Origin of the sequence: Pseudomonas sp. RIT409, from assembly GCF_003052515.2 — a bacterium.
GTDB lineage: Bacteria > Pseudomonadota > Gammaproteobacteria > Pseudomonadales > Pseudomonadaceae > Aquipseudomonas.
The window spans coordinates 104759-122116 of the sequence record NZ_QARE02000001.1 but is presented as its reverse complement, the minus strand read 5'-3'; the positions used below and the strand labels follow the sequence as shown (position 1 = coordinate 122116).

At 61.2% G+C, this 17358-nt stretch carries 18 protein-coding genes; 12 read left to right on the top strand and 6 right to left on the bottom strand.

Annotated features, from left to right (window positions below):
* Positions 1 to 139 precede the first annotated feature (139 nt).
* Positions 140 to 427, top strand: a complete 288-nt coding sequence (locus tag DBP26_RS00435) for a hypothetical protein (RefSeq protein WP_108235642.1) — start codon at positions 140 to 142, stop codon at positions 425 to 427.
* A 38-nt stretch (positions 428 to 465) separates the two neighbouring features.
* Here DBP26_RS00435 and DBP26_RS00430 read toward each other — a convergent pair whose 3' ends face one another.
* Entirely contained in the window at positions 466 to 939 is a 474-nt protein-coding gene (locus DBP26_RS00430; RefSeq protein ID WP_108235641.1) for a cyclic nucleotide-binding domain-containing protein, read from the bottom strand.
* Between the two features lie 91 nt (positions 940 to 1030).
* Positions 1031 to 3088, bottom strand: coding sequence for a S9 family peptidase (locus DBP26_RS00425; RefSeq protein WP_108235640.1), 2058 nt, complete (start codon positions 3086 to 3088; stop codon positions 1031 to 1033).
* Positions 3089 to 3230: 142 nt separating this feature from the next.
* Here DBP26_RS00425 and DBP26_RS00420 point away from each other — a divergent pair, with 142 nt between their 5' ends.
* The 6 genes from DBP26_RS00420 to DBP26_RS00395 all read left to right on the top strand — a co-directional run bounded on the left by DBP26_RS00420 (position 3231) and on the right by DBP26_RS00395 (position 7823).
* Complete coding sequence (locus tag DBP26_RS00420; RefSeq protein ID WP_256600431.1) at positions 3231 to 3740, top strand: MFS transporter; 510 nt, start codon at positions 3231 to 3233, stop codon at positions 3738 to 3740.
* Between the two features lie 36 nt (positions 3741 to 3776).
* The gene (locus tag DBP26_RS00415; RefSeq protein ID WP_108235639.1) at positions 3777 to 4550 is read left to right on the top strand and encodes a class II glutamine amidotransferase; all 774 of its coding nucleotides are present in this window, start codon (positions 3777 to 3779) and stop codon (positions 4548 to 4550) included.
* Between the two features lie 13 nt (positions 4551 to 4563).
* On the top strand, positions 4564 to 5088 hold the full coding sequence (locus DBP26_RS00410) for a DUF2937 family protein (RefSeq protein WP_108235638.1): 525 nt from the start codon (positions 4564 to 4566) through the stop codon (positions 5086 to 5088).
* 358 nt (positions 5089 to 5446) lie between these two features.
* Complete coding sequence (locus DBP26_RS00405; RefSeq protein WP_108235637.1) at positions 5447 to 6199, top strand: 5-oxoprolinase subunit PxpA; 753 nt, start codon at positions 5447 to 5449, stop codon at positions 6197 to 6199.
* Positions 6196 to 6900, top strand: a complete 705-nt coding sequence (gene pxpB, locus DBP26_RS00400; protein ID WP_108235636.1) for a 5-oxoprolinase subunit PxpB — start codon at positions 6196 to 6198, stop codon at positions 6898 to 6900. Before DBP26_RS00405 ends, pxpB begins: the two co-directional genes overlap by 4 nt.
* Entirely contained in the window at positions 6897 to 7823 is a 927-nt protein-coding gene (locus DBP26_RS00395) for a biotin-dependent carboxyltransferase family protein (RefSeq protein WP_108235635.1), read from the top strand. The genes pxpB and DBP26_RS00395 overlap by 4 nt, the downstream gene beginning before the upstream one ends.
* 123 nt (positions 7824 to 7946) lie before the next feature.
* Here DBP26_RS00395 and DBP26_RS00390 read toward each other — a convergent pair whose 3' ends face one another.
* The 3 genes from DBP26_RS00390 to DBP26_RS00380 form a co-directional block, all read right to left on the bottom strand.
* Positions 7947 to 9125 (bottom strand): VWA domain-containing protein, encoded by a 1179-nt coding sequence (locus DBP26_RS00390; RefSeq protein ID WP_108235634.1) that lies wholly within the window; start codon positions 9123 to 9125, stop codon positions 7947 to 7949.
* A 15-nt stretch (positions 9126 to 9140) separates the two neighbouring features.
* On the bottom strand, positions 9141 to 9986 hold the full coding sequence (locus DBP26_RS00385) for a MoxR family ATPase (RefSeq protein ID WP_108235633.1): 846 nt from the start codon (positions 9984 to 9986) through the stop codon (positions 9141 to 9143).
* A 154-nt stretch (positions 9987 to 10140) separates the two neighbouring features.
* Positions 10141 to 11217, bottom strand: a complete 1077-nt coding sequence (locus DBP26_RS00380; RefSeq protein ID WP_108236028.1) for a DUF748 domain-containing protein — start codon at positions 11215 to 11217, stop codon at positions 10141 to 10143.
* Positions 11218 to 11344: 127 nt separating this feature from the next.
* Here DBP26_RS00380 and cysK point away from each other — a divergent pair, with 127 nt between their 5' ends.
* Entirely contained in the window at positions 11345 to 12319 is a 975-nt protein-coding gene (cysK, locus tag DBP26_RS00375; RefSeq protein ID WP_108235632.1) for a cysteine synthase A, read from the top strand.
* A gap of 44 nt (positions 12320 to 12363) precedes the next feature.
* Here cysK and DBP26_RS26820 read toward each other — a convergent pair whose 3' ends face one another.
* Positions 12364 to 12645: a hypothetical protein gene (locus DBP26_RS26820; RefSeq protein ID WP_146749627.1), complete on the bottom strand. Its 282-nt coding sequence runs from the start codon at positions 12643 to 12645 to the stop codon at positions 12364 to 12366.
* Between DBP26_RS26820 and DBP26_RS00370 the strand changes: the two genes are divergently transcribed.
* From DBP26_RS00370 to DBP26_RS00355, 4 genes are all read left to right on the top strand, one after another.
* A complete protein-coding gene (locus tag DBP26_RS00370; RefSeq protein WP_108235631.1) occupies positions 12644 to 13582 on the top strand; it encodes an aspartyl/asparaginyl beta-hydroxylase domain-containing protein in 939 nt (312 codons plus the stop codon). The two genes, DBP26_RS26820 and DBP26_RS00370, sit on opposite strands and share 2 nt — an antisense overlap.
* A 104-nt stretch (positions 13583 to 13686) precedes the next feature.
* Positions 13687 to 14601: a glyoxalase gene (locus DBP26_RS00365; RefSeq protein ID WP_108235630.1), complete on the top strand. Its 915-nt coding sequence runs from the start codon at positions 13687 to 13689 to the stop codon at positions 14599 to 14601.
* A gap of 30 nt (positions 14602 to 14631) precedes the next feature.
* Positions 14632 to 16014: an alginate export family protein gene (locus tag DBP26_RS00360; protein ID WP_256600436.1), complete on the top strand. Its 1383-nt coding sequence runs from the start codon at positions 14632 to 14634 to the stop codon at positions 16012 to 16014.
* 392 nt (positions 16015 to 16406) lie between these two features.
* Entirely contained in the window at positions 16407 to 17261 is an 855-nt protein-coding gene (locus tag DBP26_RS00355; protein ID WP_108235629.1) for a DMT family transporter, read from the top strand.
* The last annotated feature ends 97 nt before the right edge of the window (positions 17262 to 17358 follow it).

Sequence of the window (17358 nt, the reverse complement as noted above, 5' to 3'; positions counted from 1 at the left end):
CACCTGTTTCGTGTGCGGTTGGCAATGGGACGAGTTTAGCGCGTTGCTCGGGGTTCCACAGCCATCACCGACAGTGGCAATTTTCTCGCGCAAGAGTAGCCTGAGCCGCAGGAAAGAAGATTGGCTGCGGAGGCCAACGATGATGCGGTTGATTTTAGCGATGTCTGCGCTGTCGATCATGGGCGTGTCGCCCGTCTTCGCCGAAACGTTGCAACCTGTCCTGAATACGCCCGAGCCGATCGCAGCGACCGCCGGTTCGCCCGGTACGGCGACCCCGACGCCTTATCCGCAGGTTTCCCCACCTGGGGTTCCACGCGTGGGTGGGCAGGGCAATCCGCCCTTGTTGCCGAAAATTCCGCAACCGGGGCCGCCCAAGGACGATGAGCCACTGCCGGCGCTGACCCCGCCCGCCAAGCCGGCGCCCTGAGAGGCACACGGCAGCACGCCTGCCAATGCCGGAAGCGGCTACTCGTGCTGCGCCAGCACTTGGCCGTCCATCATCCGCAGTCGCTTGGACATGGCCACCGCGATGGCCCGGATGATCTTGGCGGCGACTTTCGGCGCTTCGTTGAGCATCTTGTCCAGTGAGTCCTTGCCCAGGTTCAGCAGAGAGCAGGGCGACGCCGCGATGCAAGTGGCTGACCGTCGCTCCCCGTCCAGCACCGCCATCTCGCCAAACGCTCGACCGCTGCGCAGAAGGGCGGTTTCCACCTGCCTGCCTTCGCCGTTGAGTTTCTGAACCGACACCGTGCCCGAGTGGAGGATGCACATGAACGTGCCGGCGTCCCCCTCATTGAAAACTGCGTCGCCTTTATCGACGTGGCTGATGCTGAAATAGCCCGCAGCCGCGGAAAAGTCCGCTGGCGTGAGCGCGAGAAACAGCCCGCAGTCCATCAGCATTTCACGGATTTCATTGTTCAGAGAGGAATTCGTCGGCATAGGCGTATGTCTTTTCGGTGTCGAGAGAGCGGCCCCGGACCCCACAGGGTCGGGCGCCGTCAGATAGGACCCGTCGGGTGAAGAGAGTTCCTCAGGCCATTTGCAGGACCTTGAAGATAAAGCCGTATTCGAGCGCCACGTCACGTAAGCCCTGATAGCGACCGCTCATCCCGCCATGCCCTGCACCCAGTTCGGTCTTGAGCAACAGCAGGTTGTCATCGGTCTTGGTGTCGCGCAACTTGGCCACCCATTTGGCCGCTTCCCAATACTGCACGCGGCTGTCGTTGTATCCGGCGATCACCAGCATCGCGGGATACGCCTGCGCACTGACGTTTTCATAAGGCGCGTAGGCCTTGATCCGAGCGTAGACCTCCGGCTCCTGAGGGTTGCCCCATTCGTCGTATTCGGTGACGGTCAACGGCAGATCCGGATCGAGCATGGTGTTGAGGACGTCGACGAACGGCACTTCGGCGATCGCCGCCTTGAACAACTCAGGGCGTTGATTCACGACCGCGCCGATCAGCAAACCGCCAGCGCTGCCGCCGCTGATCACCAACTGTTCGGAAGTTGTCAGGTGTTCTGCGATCAGGTGTTCGGCACAGGCGATGAAGTCGTCGAACGTGTTCTGCTTGTGCTCTTGTTTGCCATTGCGGTACCAGGCCTCACCCAATTCCCCGCCGCCGCGCACGTGGGCGATGGCGAAGGCAACGCCGCGGTCAAGCAGGCTCAGCCGGGCATGGGAGAACCACGGGTCCAGGCTGGCGCCATAGGCACCGTAGCCATACAGGTAAAGCGGGACCGGCTGGCCGGCCAGTTCCCGTTTGACGACCAGGCTGATCGGCACTCGGGTGCCGTCGGCTGCAGTCGCCCACAGCCGCTGACTGACGTAGGCATCGGCGTCGAATTCACCCAGTACTGGCGTTTCCTTGAGAACGACCTGTTCGCCGGTGGCCAGCATCAGTTGGCGAACCTGCGGCGGACGATTGAGGGATTGGTAGCGCAGCCGGATCCTGTCGCTTTCGAATTCGAGGGTGTCCTGCACATAGAGGTTGTACGCCGCATCCGGCAGTTGCACGCGGTAGGCGGGCAGGCCCTGGGGATGGACTTCGACAATGGGCAGGCCGCCTTCGCGCAGGCTCAGGGTCAGGCCCCGGGCGTTCAGGCTGAACCCATCGAGCATGACCGTTTCGCTGTGCGGGACGAGGGTCTGCCATGCGCTGCGCTCCGGTACCCCGCTGGCCTGCTCGGGGGCATGGAACAGTGCGAAGTTGATGCCGGTCTGGTTGCTGCGAATCAGCCAGCTCCAGGTGCCGTCGATCAAGCCATGGTCCACCGAGTACTCGTGGCCTTCACTGCGTGCAGCGATACAGGTGAAGGCCTGCTCCGGTGTGCTGGCGTCCAGTACCCAGCTCTCGCCGGTGGTTTTGCTGTCCAGTGCCAACACCAGTTGGCGTTCGGAACTGGTGCGGTAGCAATGCAGGAAGAAGCGGCCATCGGGCTCGCTGAACACCAGATCGGCGTCATGGGTGCCCAGCCGGTGGCGATACAGCTTGTGAGGGCGATGGGTCTCGTCCAGTTCGCCAAAGAACAGGGTCTGGCTGTCGTTGGCCCAGGTCATGCTGCCATCGCAGTCCTCGAACGGCAGAGCGGTGATATCGCCAGTGTTCAGCTCCTTGACGAACAGACGATAAATCTCATCGCCGCTGGTATCGGTGCTGTAGGCCAGGCGCTGATGATCCGGGCTGATGCTGAACGTGCCCAAGGAAAAGAAGCCCCCGTTGGCCAGGGCATTGGGGTCCAGCAGCAGTTCTTCGGCGCTTTCGTCGACGGTGAGGGCGTCGTCCGCCGGGCGCGGGCAGCGGTAATGCCGGGCATACTCATCGCCTTCGGTGGTCCGGGTGTAATAGAGGTACGGGCCCCATGGCGACGGGAGCGACAGGTCGGTCTCCAGGATGCGGCTCTTGATTTCCTGAAACAGAGACTCGCGCAGTGCTTCCTGATCGGCCAGTTGCTCGTCTTGGTAGGTGTTTTCGGCCTTCAAATAGCCGATCACCTCATCGGTGTCGCGGTTCTGCAGCCAGGCATAAGGGTCAGGGCCGTCGCCTTTGCGGGCAATCGGGGCGCTGGAAGTACGGAGGGATGAAGGCATGCGAGGCTCTCTCTGATGGGAAGCCGGCCGCTGCGAAAAGCACCTGCAAGGGCGCAGCGGACCGATTACTGAAGCCGGGTAAGCCAGGCCGGTGAAAAGTCGTTATCATAAGCGCCTCTTTACCTCCCTTACCACGGACGTCATGACCGACAACGACTATCTGATTGCCTGGGGGCTCTACGCGTTTGCCGCGTTGGGCTGTCTGTTGGTGTGGTTCAAGCTCACCGGCTGGATGTGGCGCTACCTTCGCGAGCCGCTGCGCGTCATTGGCGCGGTGCTGCTGTTCTGCCCGACCGTGATCGATCCGGTCAAGGAAACCTACGCACCCGCGCTGGCGATCAGTGTGCTGGACCTGGGCCTGAAGGTGGGCAACAACGTCTGGCGTGCCGCCCTGGATCTGTCGACCTATGGCGCCATCGCCTTGGGGGTGTATGTCGTTTTCGCGCTGATCCGCCTGCCGTTTCTGCGCAAGAAAAAGGCCCGACAAGCCCACGCAGAGGCCGTCGCCGCGCAAGCGGCCGCCGAGGAGGAAGAAAACGACGAGCCGTTTGCCGCGCAGGTACCTTCCCGCTACAGCAGCGCGGCGACTCCGCCGAGCAAAGGTGGCAGCGGTGGCACTGCCGGCCGCTACCGGGTCGAACCCAAGCTTTGACCGGCCTGCCTGCCGACGAACCTTCGAGACCCGAGCATGTGTGAACTTCTGGGCATGAGCGCCAATGTACCCACCGACATCGTGTTCAGCTTCACCGGGCTGATGCAGCGCGGTGGCCGCACCGGTCCGCACCGCGACGGCTGGGGCATCGGATTCTACGAAGGGCGCGGCCTGCGGGTATTTCAGGACCCGGCGGCGAGCAGCGAATCCGAAGTCGCGCAACTGGTCCAGCGTTATCCGATCAAGAGCGAAGTGGTGATCGGCCACATCCGCCAGGCCAACGTGGGCAAGGTCTGCCTGTCGAACACGCACCCATTCGTGCGTGAACTGTGGGGGCGCAACTGGTGTTTTGCCCATAATGGGCAACTGGCGGACTTTCACCCCAGCGCCACGTTCTACCGCCCGGTGGGGGACACCGACAGCGAAGCGGCTTTTTGTGACCTGTTGAACCGGGTGCGTGAAGACTTTCCCGAGCCGGTCGAGGTGGAGCAATTGCTCCCGACCCTGGTGCAGGCGTGCGGCGAATACCGCAGCAAAGGCGTTTTCAATGCGTTGCTCAGTGACGGCGACTGGCTGTTCTGCTTTTGTTCGACCAAGCTGGTGCACATCACCCGCCGTGCGCCCTTCGGCCCAGCTCGGCTCAAAGACGTCGACGTGATCGTGGATTTTCAGGCGGAAACAACCCCAGACGACGTGGTCACAGTCATTGCCACCGAGCCGTTGACTGAAAACGAAACCTGGAATCGCTACGAGCCGGGCCACTGGAGCCTGTGGCGACGTGGCGAATGCGTGGCCGAAGGCCGAACCTGATCGAGAGGGACCTATGCTGCGAAGCTATGTGCGACTGGTGTTGTTCACCGCAGGCCTGTTGATCGGCGTGCAGATTCCGGGATTCATCAGCGACTACAGCAAGCGCGTCGAAGCCCATTTGATGGAAGCCCAGCAAACCTTGCGCGGGTACAACGAGACCGCCCAACGCTTCTTCAACGGTGATGTGCAGGCGCTGATCCAGCACTATCGCAATAGCGAAGACCCGGTCTTCCGCACGGACGCCAACAACATCAGCAACCTGCTGAGCCGCAATCAACTGCTCGACCGTGAATGGATGGCCCTGCAGGGCCCGTGGTATCTGCGTGCCTGGCACGTGCTGACGGCCGCCGACCCGGACATCCGCGCCGAGACCTGGAATGGCTACACCTGGCAAGTGCTGCTGTCGCCGGAAGTGATCGGCTGGGGCCTGGCCTGCGCGTTGCTGTTCTCGCTCGTGATCGAAAGCTTCGTGGTATTCATCGACTGGCTGTTCGTGGGCCGCGTCTACAAGCGTCGGGTCCGGCGGGAGTGGGAGTGAGGTTTTCCGCTCTCCTGTAGGAGCGTGGCTTGTCCCGCGATCTGCTGCGGAGCAGCAGTAAACGCTGCCTGTGCGGTTCGTCTGATACACCGCGCAAGCCGGTTTTACTGCCGCTGCGGTCGGACGCGACCCCGTGCGATCGCGGTACAAGCCACGCTCCTACACCGGAGCCATTAAACCAGCTCAGAGAGCGAGCAGCGCGTTCACTTTTTCTTATCCTCCCCTCCCGTTTTTATTCGTTGGACGTTCCAGCCTCTTTCACCCAAGAATGCGCCTGCACACGACAGGCGTGTTTCAGCGGCGCTGCCCGCGTAGACTCAAGCCTCGATCCCCTCTCATTCACACAGGAGTTCACCCCTTGGGCCGCCTGTTATTGAATTGCGACATCGGCGAAAGCTACGGCGCTTGGACCATGGGCCTGGACGCCGAGGTCATGCCGTACATCGACTGCGCCAACATTGCTTGCGGCTTCCACGCCGGAGATCCGAGCGTCATGCGCAAGACCGTGGCCTTGGCGCTCAAACACGATGTCACCATCGGGGCGCACCCGGCGTACCCGGATCTGGTGGGTTTCGGCCGACGTTCGATGGCGTGCTCGCCACAGGAAATTCAAGACTTGCTGCATTACCAGATCGGCGGACTCGATGGCGTGGCTCGCGCCCAGGGCGGGCGGGTTCGCTACGTCAAACCCCACGGCGCGATGTACAACGACATGATGGCCAACCCAACCCAACTGCGCGCCGTCATCGAAGGCATTGCCCGCTACAACCCGGAACTGCCGCTGATGGTGTTGTCGATGCGCGACAACAGCGCGGCCCAGGCAATGGCCGATGAGTTCGGGGTCACCCTGTGGTTCGAGGCCTTCGCCGATCGCGCCTATGACAGCGCAGGCCGTCTGGTGTCACGCAGCCTGCCGGGCGCGGTGCATCACGAGCCGGAGCTGATCATCCAGCAAGCGATGACCCTGTCTCGTGGCGAGGCGTTGATCGCCAGCGACGGCAGCGAACTCAAGCTCAAGGTCGACACCCTCTGTGTACATGGCGACAACGCCAGTTCCATTGCCGCCGTGCAGCGGATTCGTCAGGCGCTGGGAACGATGTCTGCATCATGAATGTGCGTATCGAGGTCGTGGCGATCGATTGCCTGATGGTGCGTCTCTTCGATGCCATCGACGAAGCCAACATGCCGTGGATGCTTGCCGCCAGTCAGCGCTTGCGCCATGGATTCGGTGCCCATTTGATCGATCTGGTGCCGTCGTATACCACGCTGATGGTGCATTACGACCTGATGGCGCTGGACCCGCAGCGAGCACGGGCCTTGATTGCCGAATCGTTGGAAAACCTTTCCCCCGATGCAGGCAGCGGCGGGCGCAGCCATGCGATACCGGTCTGGTACGACCTCAGGGGCGGTCCGGAACTGACGCTACTCGCCAAACGCAGCGGATTGTCGGTGGACGAGGTGATTCGTCGTCACAGTCAGCGTGAGTATCAGGTTTTCGCGCTGGGCTTCGCGCCGGGCTTCGCCTTCATGGGCTTGGTGGAGGAAGTGTTGGCTGCGCCGCGGATCAAAACCCCGCGCAAACGGGTGGCGGCAGGCAGCGTCGGAATCGCTGAGCGCCAGACCGCTGCTTACCCGCTCGAGTCTCCCGGCGGCTGGAACATCCTGGGTCGCACTCCCGCCAAATTGTTCGATCGTGACATCGACGGCTACAGCCTCATGCAGCCCGGGGACACCGTGCGCTTCGATCCCATCGATCACGCTGAATTCATCCGCCTGGGCGGCGACGATACGCCATTGGAGGCCTTGGCATGAGCCTGCTGACGGTGAAAAGCAGTACGCCGCTTTGTCTGTTGCAGGACGCCGGCCGTTTTGGCGTGCGTCATCTGGGCGTGACGCAAGGGGGCGCATTGGACGGGTTGTCCATGGCCTGGGCGAACAAACTCCTGAACAATCCGCTCGACGCGGCGGTGATTGAAGTGGCGCTGGGCGGGTTGGTGCTGATCGCCGAGTCGGACTGTTGCCTCGCTTTGGCGGGTGCGGATCTGGGCGTGATGCTGGACGATCGTCCGATCGCGCCTTGGCGCAGCTTTTTCGTTCGTAAGGGCCAGCAATTGCGCTTCGTTCAGCCGGTTTCGGGGGCGCGTGCCTACCTCGCCGCGCCTGGCGGCTTTGATGCGGTCGATGTGCTGGGCAGTTGCGCGACGGTAGGAAGAGAAGGGCTGGGCGGCCTTGATGGCAGTGGCAAAGCGCTGAAGCAGGGCGACCAACTGAGCTACTCAGGGACCTCGTTTGAATTGAGCAGCTTGCCCGATCACCTGATCCCGAACCTCGAAGACACCCGCCCGCTGGACGTCGTGCTCGGCGCCCAGATCGGCCAGTTCAGCGGCCAAAGCCTGTTCGACGCCTTCAACAGCGACTGGACCCTCGACAGCCGCGCGGACCGCATGGGCATGCGCCTTTTGGGGCCTGAGTTGGTGTATCAGGGCAAACCCATGATCTCCGAAGGCATCCCCCTTGGCGCCATCCAAATCCCCCCGGATGGCCAACCCATCGTCCTGCTCAACGACCGCCAGACCATCGGCGGCTACCCCCGCTTCGGCGCTCTGACCCCGCTATCACTGGCGCGGCTGGCGCAAAAGCTGCCGGGCAGCGTAGTGCGGATGAGGCCGGTGGTGCAGGAAGTGGCGTGGCGGGAGCAGGTGGGGTGTTTGCAGGGGTTCACGCGTCCGACGTGATTCTGGCGTCTAAGCAGATTTTTTTGTAGGAGCGCGCTTGCCCGCGAAATTGGAGTTTGAGTCAATATTTTCAGTCACAGGCCCACCCCTATCGCGGGCAAGCGCGCTCCTACAGTTTCAGCACTACTTCGCCAAATACCGCATCCCTTCCTCCAACCCGCGCAGCGTCAACGGATACATCTGGTCCTCGATCAAATCCCGCACGATGTTGGTCGAGGTGGTATAGCCCCATGCATCCTTGGGATAGGGGTTGATCCAGATGACCTTCTTGAATTTGGCCATGAAGCGTTGCATCCAGACGTAGCCCGCTTCTTCGTTCCAGTGTTCGACGCTGCCCCCCGGCTGAGTGATTTCATACGGGGCCATGGCGGCGTCGCCGATGAAGATCACTTTGTAGTCGGCGCCGTATTTGTGCAGCAAGTCTTGGGTGGATGTGCGTTCGGAGGTGCGGCGCAGGTTGTTCTTCCACACCGATTCATAAATGAAATTGTGGAAGTAGAAATACTCCATGTGTTTGAACTCGGTCTTGCACGCCGAGAACAGTTCTTCGCAGATCTTCACATGGGCGTCCATCGAGCCGCCGATGTCGAAGAGCAGCAGGAGCTTGACGGTGTTGCGGCGCTCAGGCCGCATCTGGATGTTGAGCAGGCCGGCGTCACGAGCGGTGTGGTCGATGGTGCCGTCGATGTCCAGCTCGTCCGCAGCGCCCTGACGGGCGAATTTGCGCAGGCGGCGCAAGGCGACCTTGATGTTGCGGGTGCCGAGTTCAACCTGATCGTCGAGGTTTTTGTATTCGCGCTGATCCCAGACCTTGACCGCCTTGCCCTGCCGCTTGCCCGCATCGCCGACGCGGATGCCTTCGGGGTTGTAGCCGCCAGAGCCGAATGGGCTGGTGCCCCCGGTGCCGATCCACTTGTTGCCGCCCGCGTGCCGCTCCTTCTGTTCTTCCAGGCGCTGCTTAAAGGCCTCGATGAGCTTGTCCAGGCCGCCCAACGACTGGATCTGCGCGCGCTCTTCATCCGTCAGCGAACGTTCGAACTCCTTGCGCAGCCAGTCTTCTGGAATCAGCGCCTGCAAGTGATCGTCAAGCTTTTCCAGCCCGTTGAAGTAGGCGCCGAAGGCCCGGTCGAACTTGTCGTAATGGCGTTCATCCTTGACCAGAATCGCGCGGGACACGTAATAAAACTCGTCCATGTCGGCGAATGTCAGCCGATGCTTCAGCGCGTCGATCAGGTCGAGCAGCTCGCGCACCGAGACCGGTACTTTGGCTGCGCGCATTTCGTTGAACAGGTTGAGCAGCATGGCAATGGCTCCGGCTTAACGATTGCCGCGTCGGCTCATGAACGCCAGACGCTCGAGCAACTGAACGTCTTGCTCATTCTTCACCAAGGCGCCGGCCAGCGGGGGGATGGCCTTGGTCGGATCGCGCTCGCGCAGAACCGCTTCGCCGATGTTGTCGGCCATCAGCAGCTTCAGCCAGTCCACCAGCTCTGAGGTGGAGGGCTTTTTCTTCAGGCCCGGCACCTTGCGCACATCGAAGAACACGTCCAGCGCTTCGCTGACCAGGTCTTTTTTGATGTCCGGGTAATGCACGTCGACGATCTGCTGCAACGTGTTGCGGTCGGGGAAAGCAATGTAATGGAAGAAGCAACGGCGCAGAAAGGCGTCCGGCAATTCCTTCTCGTTGTTTGAAGTAATAATGATGATCGGGCGTTTTTTTGCCCGGATCGTTTCGTCGATCTCGTAAACGTAGAACTCCATTTTGTCGAGTTCTTGCAGGAGGTCGTTGGGGAATTCGATGTCGGCTTTGTCGATTTCGTCGATCAGGAGGATGACGCGCTCCTCGGCTTCGAAGGCTTCCCACAGCTTGCCTTTTTTCAGGTAGTTGCGCACGTCGTGCACTTTGTCCACGCCCAGTTGCGAGTCGCGCAGGCGGCTGACAGCGTCATACTCGTACAGGCCCTGATGTGCCTTGGTGGTCGATTTGATGTGCCAGGTGATCAACTTGGCGCCGAAGGATTCAGCCAACTGCTCGGCAAGCATGGTCTTGCCGGTGCCAGGTTCACCTTTGACCAACAGCGGACGCTCCAGCGTGATTGCCGCGTTGACGGCCAGCTTCAGGTCGTCAGTGGCGACATAGGCGCGAGTGCCTTCGAACTTCATCGGAAAATCCTCGAACGTGGCGGACGGACGCAATGCCGTACGGCAAAAAAAGGTCAATGAGAATGCGCCGACTATAGCGCGGGGGTTGCTCGACTGTGAACGCAGACCCTTTATTCAGTTGCTGAATGGCGGGTCGGCTTTCGACGCCCGTCGATCATTTCGCCTCGCTCTTCCCGCTGTCATACCGGGTGTTGAACGCCTGGACGAAAGCGTTGCGCAGAATCTGCAGAAATGCCTGAAATGCGCTGACATTCTGGTTGTGCACACTGCCGTTGAGCTCGACCCGGGTGGCGAACTGATTTTTGCGCTGATTTTTCAGCACGGTTTCGCTGGCGCCGACCATGGCCTCCCAGACCGAGCGGAAGAAGCCCTTGTTCTGGTTCTCCACGTCCTGTTGCCAGTTGAAGATGTCGACGTCGCGCAGCAGGGGTTTGATGTAGCCGCTGAGCTGGCCCTTGTTTGCCTGCGCCTCGATGACGATGTCACCGCTACCCGCGTTGAAATCGAACTTGCCATAAGCCGAGGCGAAATCGTTCATGCTTTTGAGCTGCAGGTCCGTGGCGCGCAGCTTGAAGTCGAAATCCTCGAAGTTGCTGAAAGGATCGAAGGTGGCACTGGACTCAAGTGGCGATTGGCCCATCAGCAGGGCCTTGCCCTCGAAGCGCGCGTCGCGCTTACCCGCCTGATCGACGACATTGGTGATGTTGTAGATGCTCGCGTTGACCTTGTCGGCTTCGATTTTGACTTTGGGCGTGGAATTGAAGTTGCTGAAGGTGATTTTGCCGTTATCGACGCGCACCTCGTTGAGGGTGATGGGCAACAGCTTATCCAGTTGCGCGCGCCAGTCGGTCCCGGCACCGGTCTGCGACTGCTGTTTGTCGGTACCCCCGTCGACGAAATTGAGTTCCGGGTTCAGAAAGGCAACCTCGGCCACCACAGCATGGTCGTACCACAATGAGTGCCAACTCACCGACACGTCGATCAAGGGGGCCTTGAGCAGCGGAACGGGCACCTTGCCATCGGTCTTGACGATATCCAGGCCGTTGATCCGGTAGGCGCCGCGCCACAGCGCCAGGTCGACATCGGTCACATGGCCGCGGTAGTCGCCCATGTCGGCCAGTTTTTCATTGAGGTAGTTGCGCACCACGTAGGGCAGGGCAATGTGGATGGCGATCAGCAGCACGACGAGGCCCACGACTGTCCACAGCGGCCAGCTATAGCGACGTTTCATGACGACATTCTCCGGATGACTGAGGCTGTTGACTCCTGGCACCGGCATCGGTTCGCCTCGACTGGACGCCATACACGCTCAAGGCATAGGCTTTGGGCTTTTCCCCCACCTGCACAAGGACCCGGTCATGAGCCGTATTTTCGCAGACAACGCCCACTCCATCGGCAACACGCCGCTGGTCCAGATCAATCGCCTGGCGCCGCGTGGGGTCACGATTCTGGCCAAAATCGAGGGGCGCAACCCGGGGTATTCGGTCAAGTGCCGCATTGGCGCGAACATGATCTGGGACGCGGAAAGCAAGGGCAAACTCAAGCCGGGCATGACCATCGTCGAGCCGACCTCGGGCAACACCGGGATCGGCCTGGCTTTCGTGGCGGCCGCGCGCGGTTACAAGCTGATGTTGACCATGCCGGCGTCGATGAGCATCGAACGTCGCAAGGTGCTCAAGGCGCTGGGCGCCGAGCTGGTGTTGACCGAGCCCGCCAAGGGCATGAAAGGCGCGATTGCCAAGGCTGAAGAATTGGTGGCCAGCGAACCGGCCACGTATTTCATGCCGGGGCAGTTCGAGAACCCGGCCAACCCCGCCATCCACGAAAAGACCACAGGGCCCGAAATCTGGAACGACACCGATGGCGCCATCGACGTGCTGGTCGCGGGCGTGGGCACCGGCGGCACCATTACCGGCGTTTCCCGCTACATCAAGAAAACCATGAACAAACCGATTCTATCCGTTGCCGTTGAGCCGATGATTTCGCCGATCATCACTCAGGCGCTCGCCGGGGAAGAAATCACCCCCAGCCCGCACAAGATTCAGGGCATTGGCGCCGGTTTCATTCCGCAAAACCTCGACCTGTCGATCATCGACAAGGTGGAGCTGGTCAGCGACGACGAAGCCAAAGCCATGGCGTTGCGCTTGATGCAGGAAGAGGGGATTCTCTGCGGAATTTCCTGTGGCGCGGCGATGCAGGCCGCCGTACGCCTGGCCGAGAAACCGGAAATGCAGGGCAAGACGATCGTCGTGATCCTGCCGGACTCGGGGGAGCGTTACCTGTCGAGCATGCTGTTCAGTGACCTGTTTACCGAGCAGGAATTGACCCAGTAGTCGTCTCTGACCACGGCCTGGCTTTTTACCGGGCCGACGAAGGCTTATGATGGGCGCCATTCAGATCCCGCCGCAGGCCTGATGTAGGTCATGGGGCGGGTTTCGCAGTGATTTAGAATGCGTTCGATCAGCTTGCGATTCCTGTAGGAGCGTGGCTTGTCCCGCGATCTGCCGCAAAGCGGCAGTAAAACGGCGTAACCCGATGCATCTGACAGCACCGGGTTCTCTGCTTTACGACGACTGCGCCGCCGATCGCGGGACACGCCACGCTCCCACAATGGCTTCAGTGCAACGATGGTTTCACGCCTGTTCAAGGAGCGTTTCATGACCCTTTCTTTTGCTGCCAAAGCGGCGATCCTGCTGCTGTTTTTGGGTAGCACGCTGTACGTGCACTTGCGCGGCAAGGCGCGTCTGCCGGTATTGCGCCAATTCGTGAACCACTCTGCATTGTTCGCACCCTACAACGCCCTGATGTACCTGTTTTCCAGTGTGCCGTCCAAACCGTACCTGGACCGCAGCAAATTCCCGGAGCTGGACGTGCTCAAGGACAACTGGGAAGTCATCCGTGACGAGGCCATGCACCTGTTCGACGAAGGCTACATTCGCGCCGCCGCCAAGGATAACGACGCCGGCTTCGGATCGTTCTTCAAGAAAGGCTGGAAGCGTTTTTACCTTAAGTGGTACGACAAACCGCTGCCATCGGCCGAGGCGCTGTGCCCGAAGACGGTCGAACTGGTCAGCCGCATCCCCAACGTCAAGGGCGCCATGTTCGCGCTGCTGCCAGGCGGCAGCCATTTGAACCCGCATCGCGATCCGTTCGCCGGTTCCCTGCGCTACCACTTGGGCTTGTCCACGCCGAACTCCGATGACTGCCGGATTTTCGTCGACGGCAAGGTCTACGCCTGGCGCGACGGGGAAGACGTGATGTTCGACGAGACCTACGTGCATTGGGTCAAGAACGAAACCGAGATGACTCGGGTGATCCTGTTCTGTGACATCGAGCGGCCACTGAGCAACCGTTTCATGACTCGCGTCAACCGCAGCGTCAGCGCATTTCTCGGTCGCGCCACTGCGCCGCAGAACACCGATGACGAGCGGGTGGGCGGTATCAACCAGGCCTACGCGTTCAGCAAACGCTTCAGCAACGTGATCAGCGGCAAGGTCAAGCAGTTCAAGCGCGCCAACCCCAAGGCCTATCGCATCCTGCGTCCGGTGCTGGCGGTGGCGGTGCTGACGCTGCTGGGTTACTGGCTGTTCGGCTAGGTTTGTCGGAGGGCGCGCCAGAGCCTTCGGGTTAATAGCACGTCCATTCAATCCCGTACCGGCCCACGCATCGACCATGAGCGCACTGTTCGCTCCTGGAGAAGATGTGTATGCGCGCTCGATTTCTGATGATTTCCGCCACCGTTCTTGGCCTTGCCGGGCCTTTGGCGGTGGCGCCTGCCGTCTTCGCCCAGCCGGGGCCGGTCGCGGTCGCCGTGGCGCCGCAATATGACACCACCCACGTCTATGTCGCCCCTGCGGATGTCGACCGTTTCGTGAAGAGTTTCACGGCGACCTTCGGAGGGCAGAGCACGCCGCAGGTGGTCGTCAACGTGTTGCCCGTACCCAGCAGCACCACGTCGCAATTGATCCAGACGCCGGTGGGCACGGTGTCGCTGTTCGGTTTCACGACACCCATTCCTCACCCGTTCGGTCAGGAGCGCAATGGCTACCTGGTGAAGGACATGGACGTCGCGCTCAAGGAAGCGCGCAAGGCGGGGGCCGACGTGATCGTTTCCGACTTCCCTGATCCGATTGGCCGTGACGCCGTGGTCCAATGGCCGGGCGGCGTCAATATGCAGCTCTACTGGCACACCAAAACGCCGAACTACGCGCCGTTCCAGACGGTTCCGGAAAACCGCGTCTACGTCTCCAAAGACCGCGCACCGGCCTTCGTCAAATCCTTCCTGGCGTTCTCCCAGGGCAAAGTGGTGAGCGACACGAAGAAAGCACCGGGCGTGGAAATCGGGCGTGCCGATGTGACCTACGAACGCATCCGCATCGAATCGCCCTTCGGCAAGATGGTCGTGCTGGCCACTGACGGTCACCTGCCGTATCCGTTCGGCCATGACACCACCGGTTACGAAGTCAGCAATCTGAAAGAGACCTTGGGCAAAGCCGCGGCGGCGGGCGTGAAAACCCTTGTCGAGCCGTTCACCAGCGAAGGGCGGCAGGCCGCAGTGGTCGAGTTTCCCGGGGGCTATGTCGCTGAAATCCATCAACTCAACACCGCGGGCTGACGGGTGGCTTGTACAGGAATCCGGCGGAGCTTGAGCGGTGTCTGGCTGGCCTTCAGCCTGCCGCTCATCGGTGCTCAGGCCCACGCCGCCGACGGCGTATCGCGTCCGGTCATCAAGACCAACCGCTGGCAGGAAGACTGGTCGGTGCTGGCGGATCCGGCCCTGCGCACCGAGCCGCTGGACAGCCTGAAGTACATCCCGTTGTCCGGCGACGACCCGCACACGTACCTGTCCTTGGGCAGTACGTTGCGCGAACGTTTTGAAATGAACGACGCCAGTAGTTTCGGCACGCGAAACATCGCACGCGATGCCTACCTGCTGCAGCGTTTTCAGGTTCACGCTGATCTGCATTTCAATGAAAACTGGCGGCTGTTCACCCAGCTCGAGGACGTGCGCGCCTACGACAAGACCACCCTTGGCGGTGCGGACCAAAACCGTACGGACCTGCGTCTGGCTTTTCTCGAGTACATCAATACCTTTGGCGACAACACCTTCAAGGCGCGGGTCGGGCGGCAGGATTTCGCGTTCGACCTGCAGCGTTTCATTTCTTCCCGTGATGGCCCGAACGTGCGGCAGTCGTTCGATGCCCTGTGGGCGGATTGGGAAACCGGGCTGTGGCGATTCATCGGGATCGCCAGCCGACCGGTGCAGTATCAGGACGAGCGCCATTTCGACGACCGCTCTAATCATGACTTCCGCTTCCACCTCTTGCGCGTCGAGCGGCTCGTCGGTGGCAGTAACGAGCTGTCGGCCTACGTCGGCCTGTTCGAGCGCGACGAGGCCAGCTATCTGGACGCCGACGGGGCCGAGCATCGAAACATTTTCGACGCCCGCCTGGGCGGATCGGCGGCAGGTTATGACTGGGATCTCGAGGCCATGGGGCAGACCGGTTCGGTCGGTTCCAAAAGCATTCGGGCCTGGGCGGCTGGCAGCCGGGTGGGGTATACCTTCTCGGACACGACCTGGACGCCGCGCCTTGGCCTGCAACTGGACGCTGCGTCGGGCGACCGGCAGCGCGGCGACGGGACGCTGGGGACGTTCAACCCGCTGTTCCCCAATGGCTATTACTTTTCATTGGGTGGCTACACCGGTTACGCGAACATTCTTCATATCAAGCCATCGATCACCGTCAAACCCATTGCCAAGCTCAGTGTGCAGACCGCCATCGGCCTGCAGTGGCGCGAGACCACCGAGGATGCGGTCTACGTGCAGCCCAATATTGCCATCGCCGGGACGGCGGGGCAGGGCAGCCGCTGGACGGGTGCCTACGGTCAAGTGCGGACCGATTACGCCTTCACCCGTAACCTGAGCGGTGCGATCGAGGCGGTGCACTATGACGTCGGGCAGGCAGTGCGAGATGCCGGGGGGCATGACAGCAACTACCTGGGGGTCGAGTTGAAATTCAGTTGGTGACCCTCAGGGCCGGTGTCGCAATTGGCGGTTGCATGGGTGCCGGTCGGCTGGGTATAGTCGTCGCCGGTACTGCAACACGTTGCAATATCCTGGTACTCCTCTTTCTCAAAGGCGCAGACAATGCCTGCATTCGGCCCACACATCGCGTTCCACGCCGCAGCCGTCGCTGCTGCCGATCCGTGCGGGTGCATGCAAGTCGCCTTTATCACGCGTTACCCTCCACCTTCTCCTGTGAGCAGCCCGGTCGTGTGCGTCGTCGCACCGCCTGCCGTGGTTGTGCTGGGCTGATCGACGCTTCTCACGCTGTCGATCCTCGCCTGCAACACCCAACAAAACGTATGTGAATCCGGTTTCGCGCCGGGTCCGATTTTGTCTGAATCACAGGTGACACCATGTTCGCTAACAAAGCCCTGGCCTCGCTGGCCACGACGACCCTGTTCGTTCTGCTGTGGAGCAGCGGAGCGATCGTTTCCAAGTGGGGTCTGACCCACGCATCGCCCTTTGCCTTTCTGTTGTTCCGCTTCGTACTGGCGCTGATCGCGCTGGCCATTCTGATTCCCTCCCTGGGCTATAGGCTGCCCGCCACCGGCCAGCCGATGCGCTTCGCCCTGATGACGGGTGCCGTGCTGCTGGGCGCCTACCAAATCTGTTATCTGCTGGCACTGGACATGAAAGTGGCGCCGGGGGTCATGGCGACCATCATGGGCGTGCAGCCGATTCTCACCGCCGTCATGGTGGAGCGCAGCCGTTCAGTGTCGAGGATGTTCGGCTTGAGCCTGGGGCTGGCCGGTCTGGTGTTGGTGGTGTTCCAAGGGATTGGCGACGGTGGATCCCTGGCCGGCATGCTGTTCGGCGTGCTGGGCATGTTGGCTATGACCGGCGGCTCGATCATGCAGAAACGCATCACCGACAACCCGCTCGGCACCCTGCCGGTTCAGTATTTCGCTGGAACGCTGGTGTGCGCGGCCTTCGTGCCGTTTCAACCCTTCCACTTCGAGCACAGCGTCGGCTTCTACGTGCCTGTGCTGTATATGGGGCTGGTGGTTTCGGTCTTGGCGACCTTCCTGCTGTACCGACTGATCGCCCAGGGCAACCTGGTCAATGTCACCAGTCTTTTCTATCTGGTGCCCGCAGTGACCGCCATTATGGATTACCTGATCTTCGGCAATCGCCTGGCGTTGTTGAGCGTATTGGGCATGGTGTTGATCGTGGTGGGGCTGATGTTCGTGTTCCGCAAGTCGAGGTAGCGGCTCGCGGTGACCGTTGTTGCGGTCACCGTGGATCTCGCTGAACACTAGGGGGCGATGGCGTTTCGTCAGCCGCCGCCCCCTGTTTCTGCTAGCG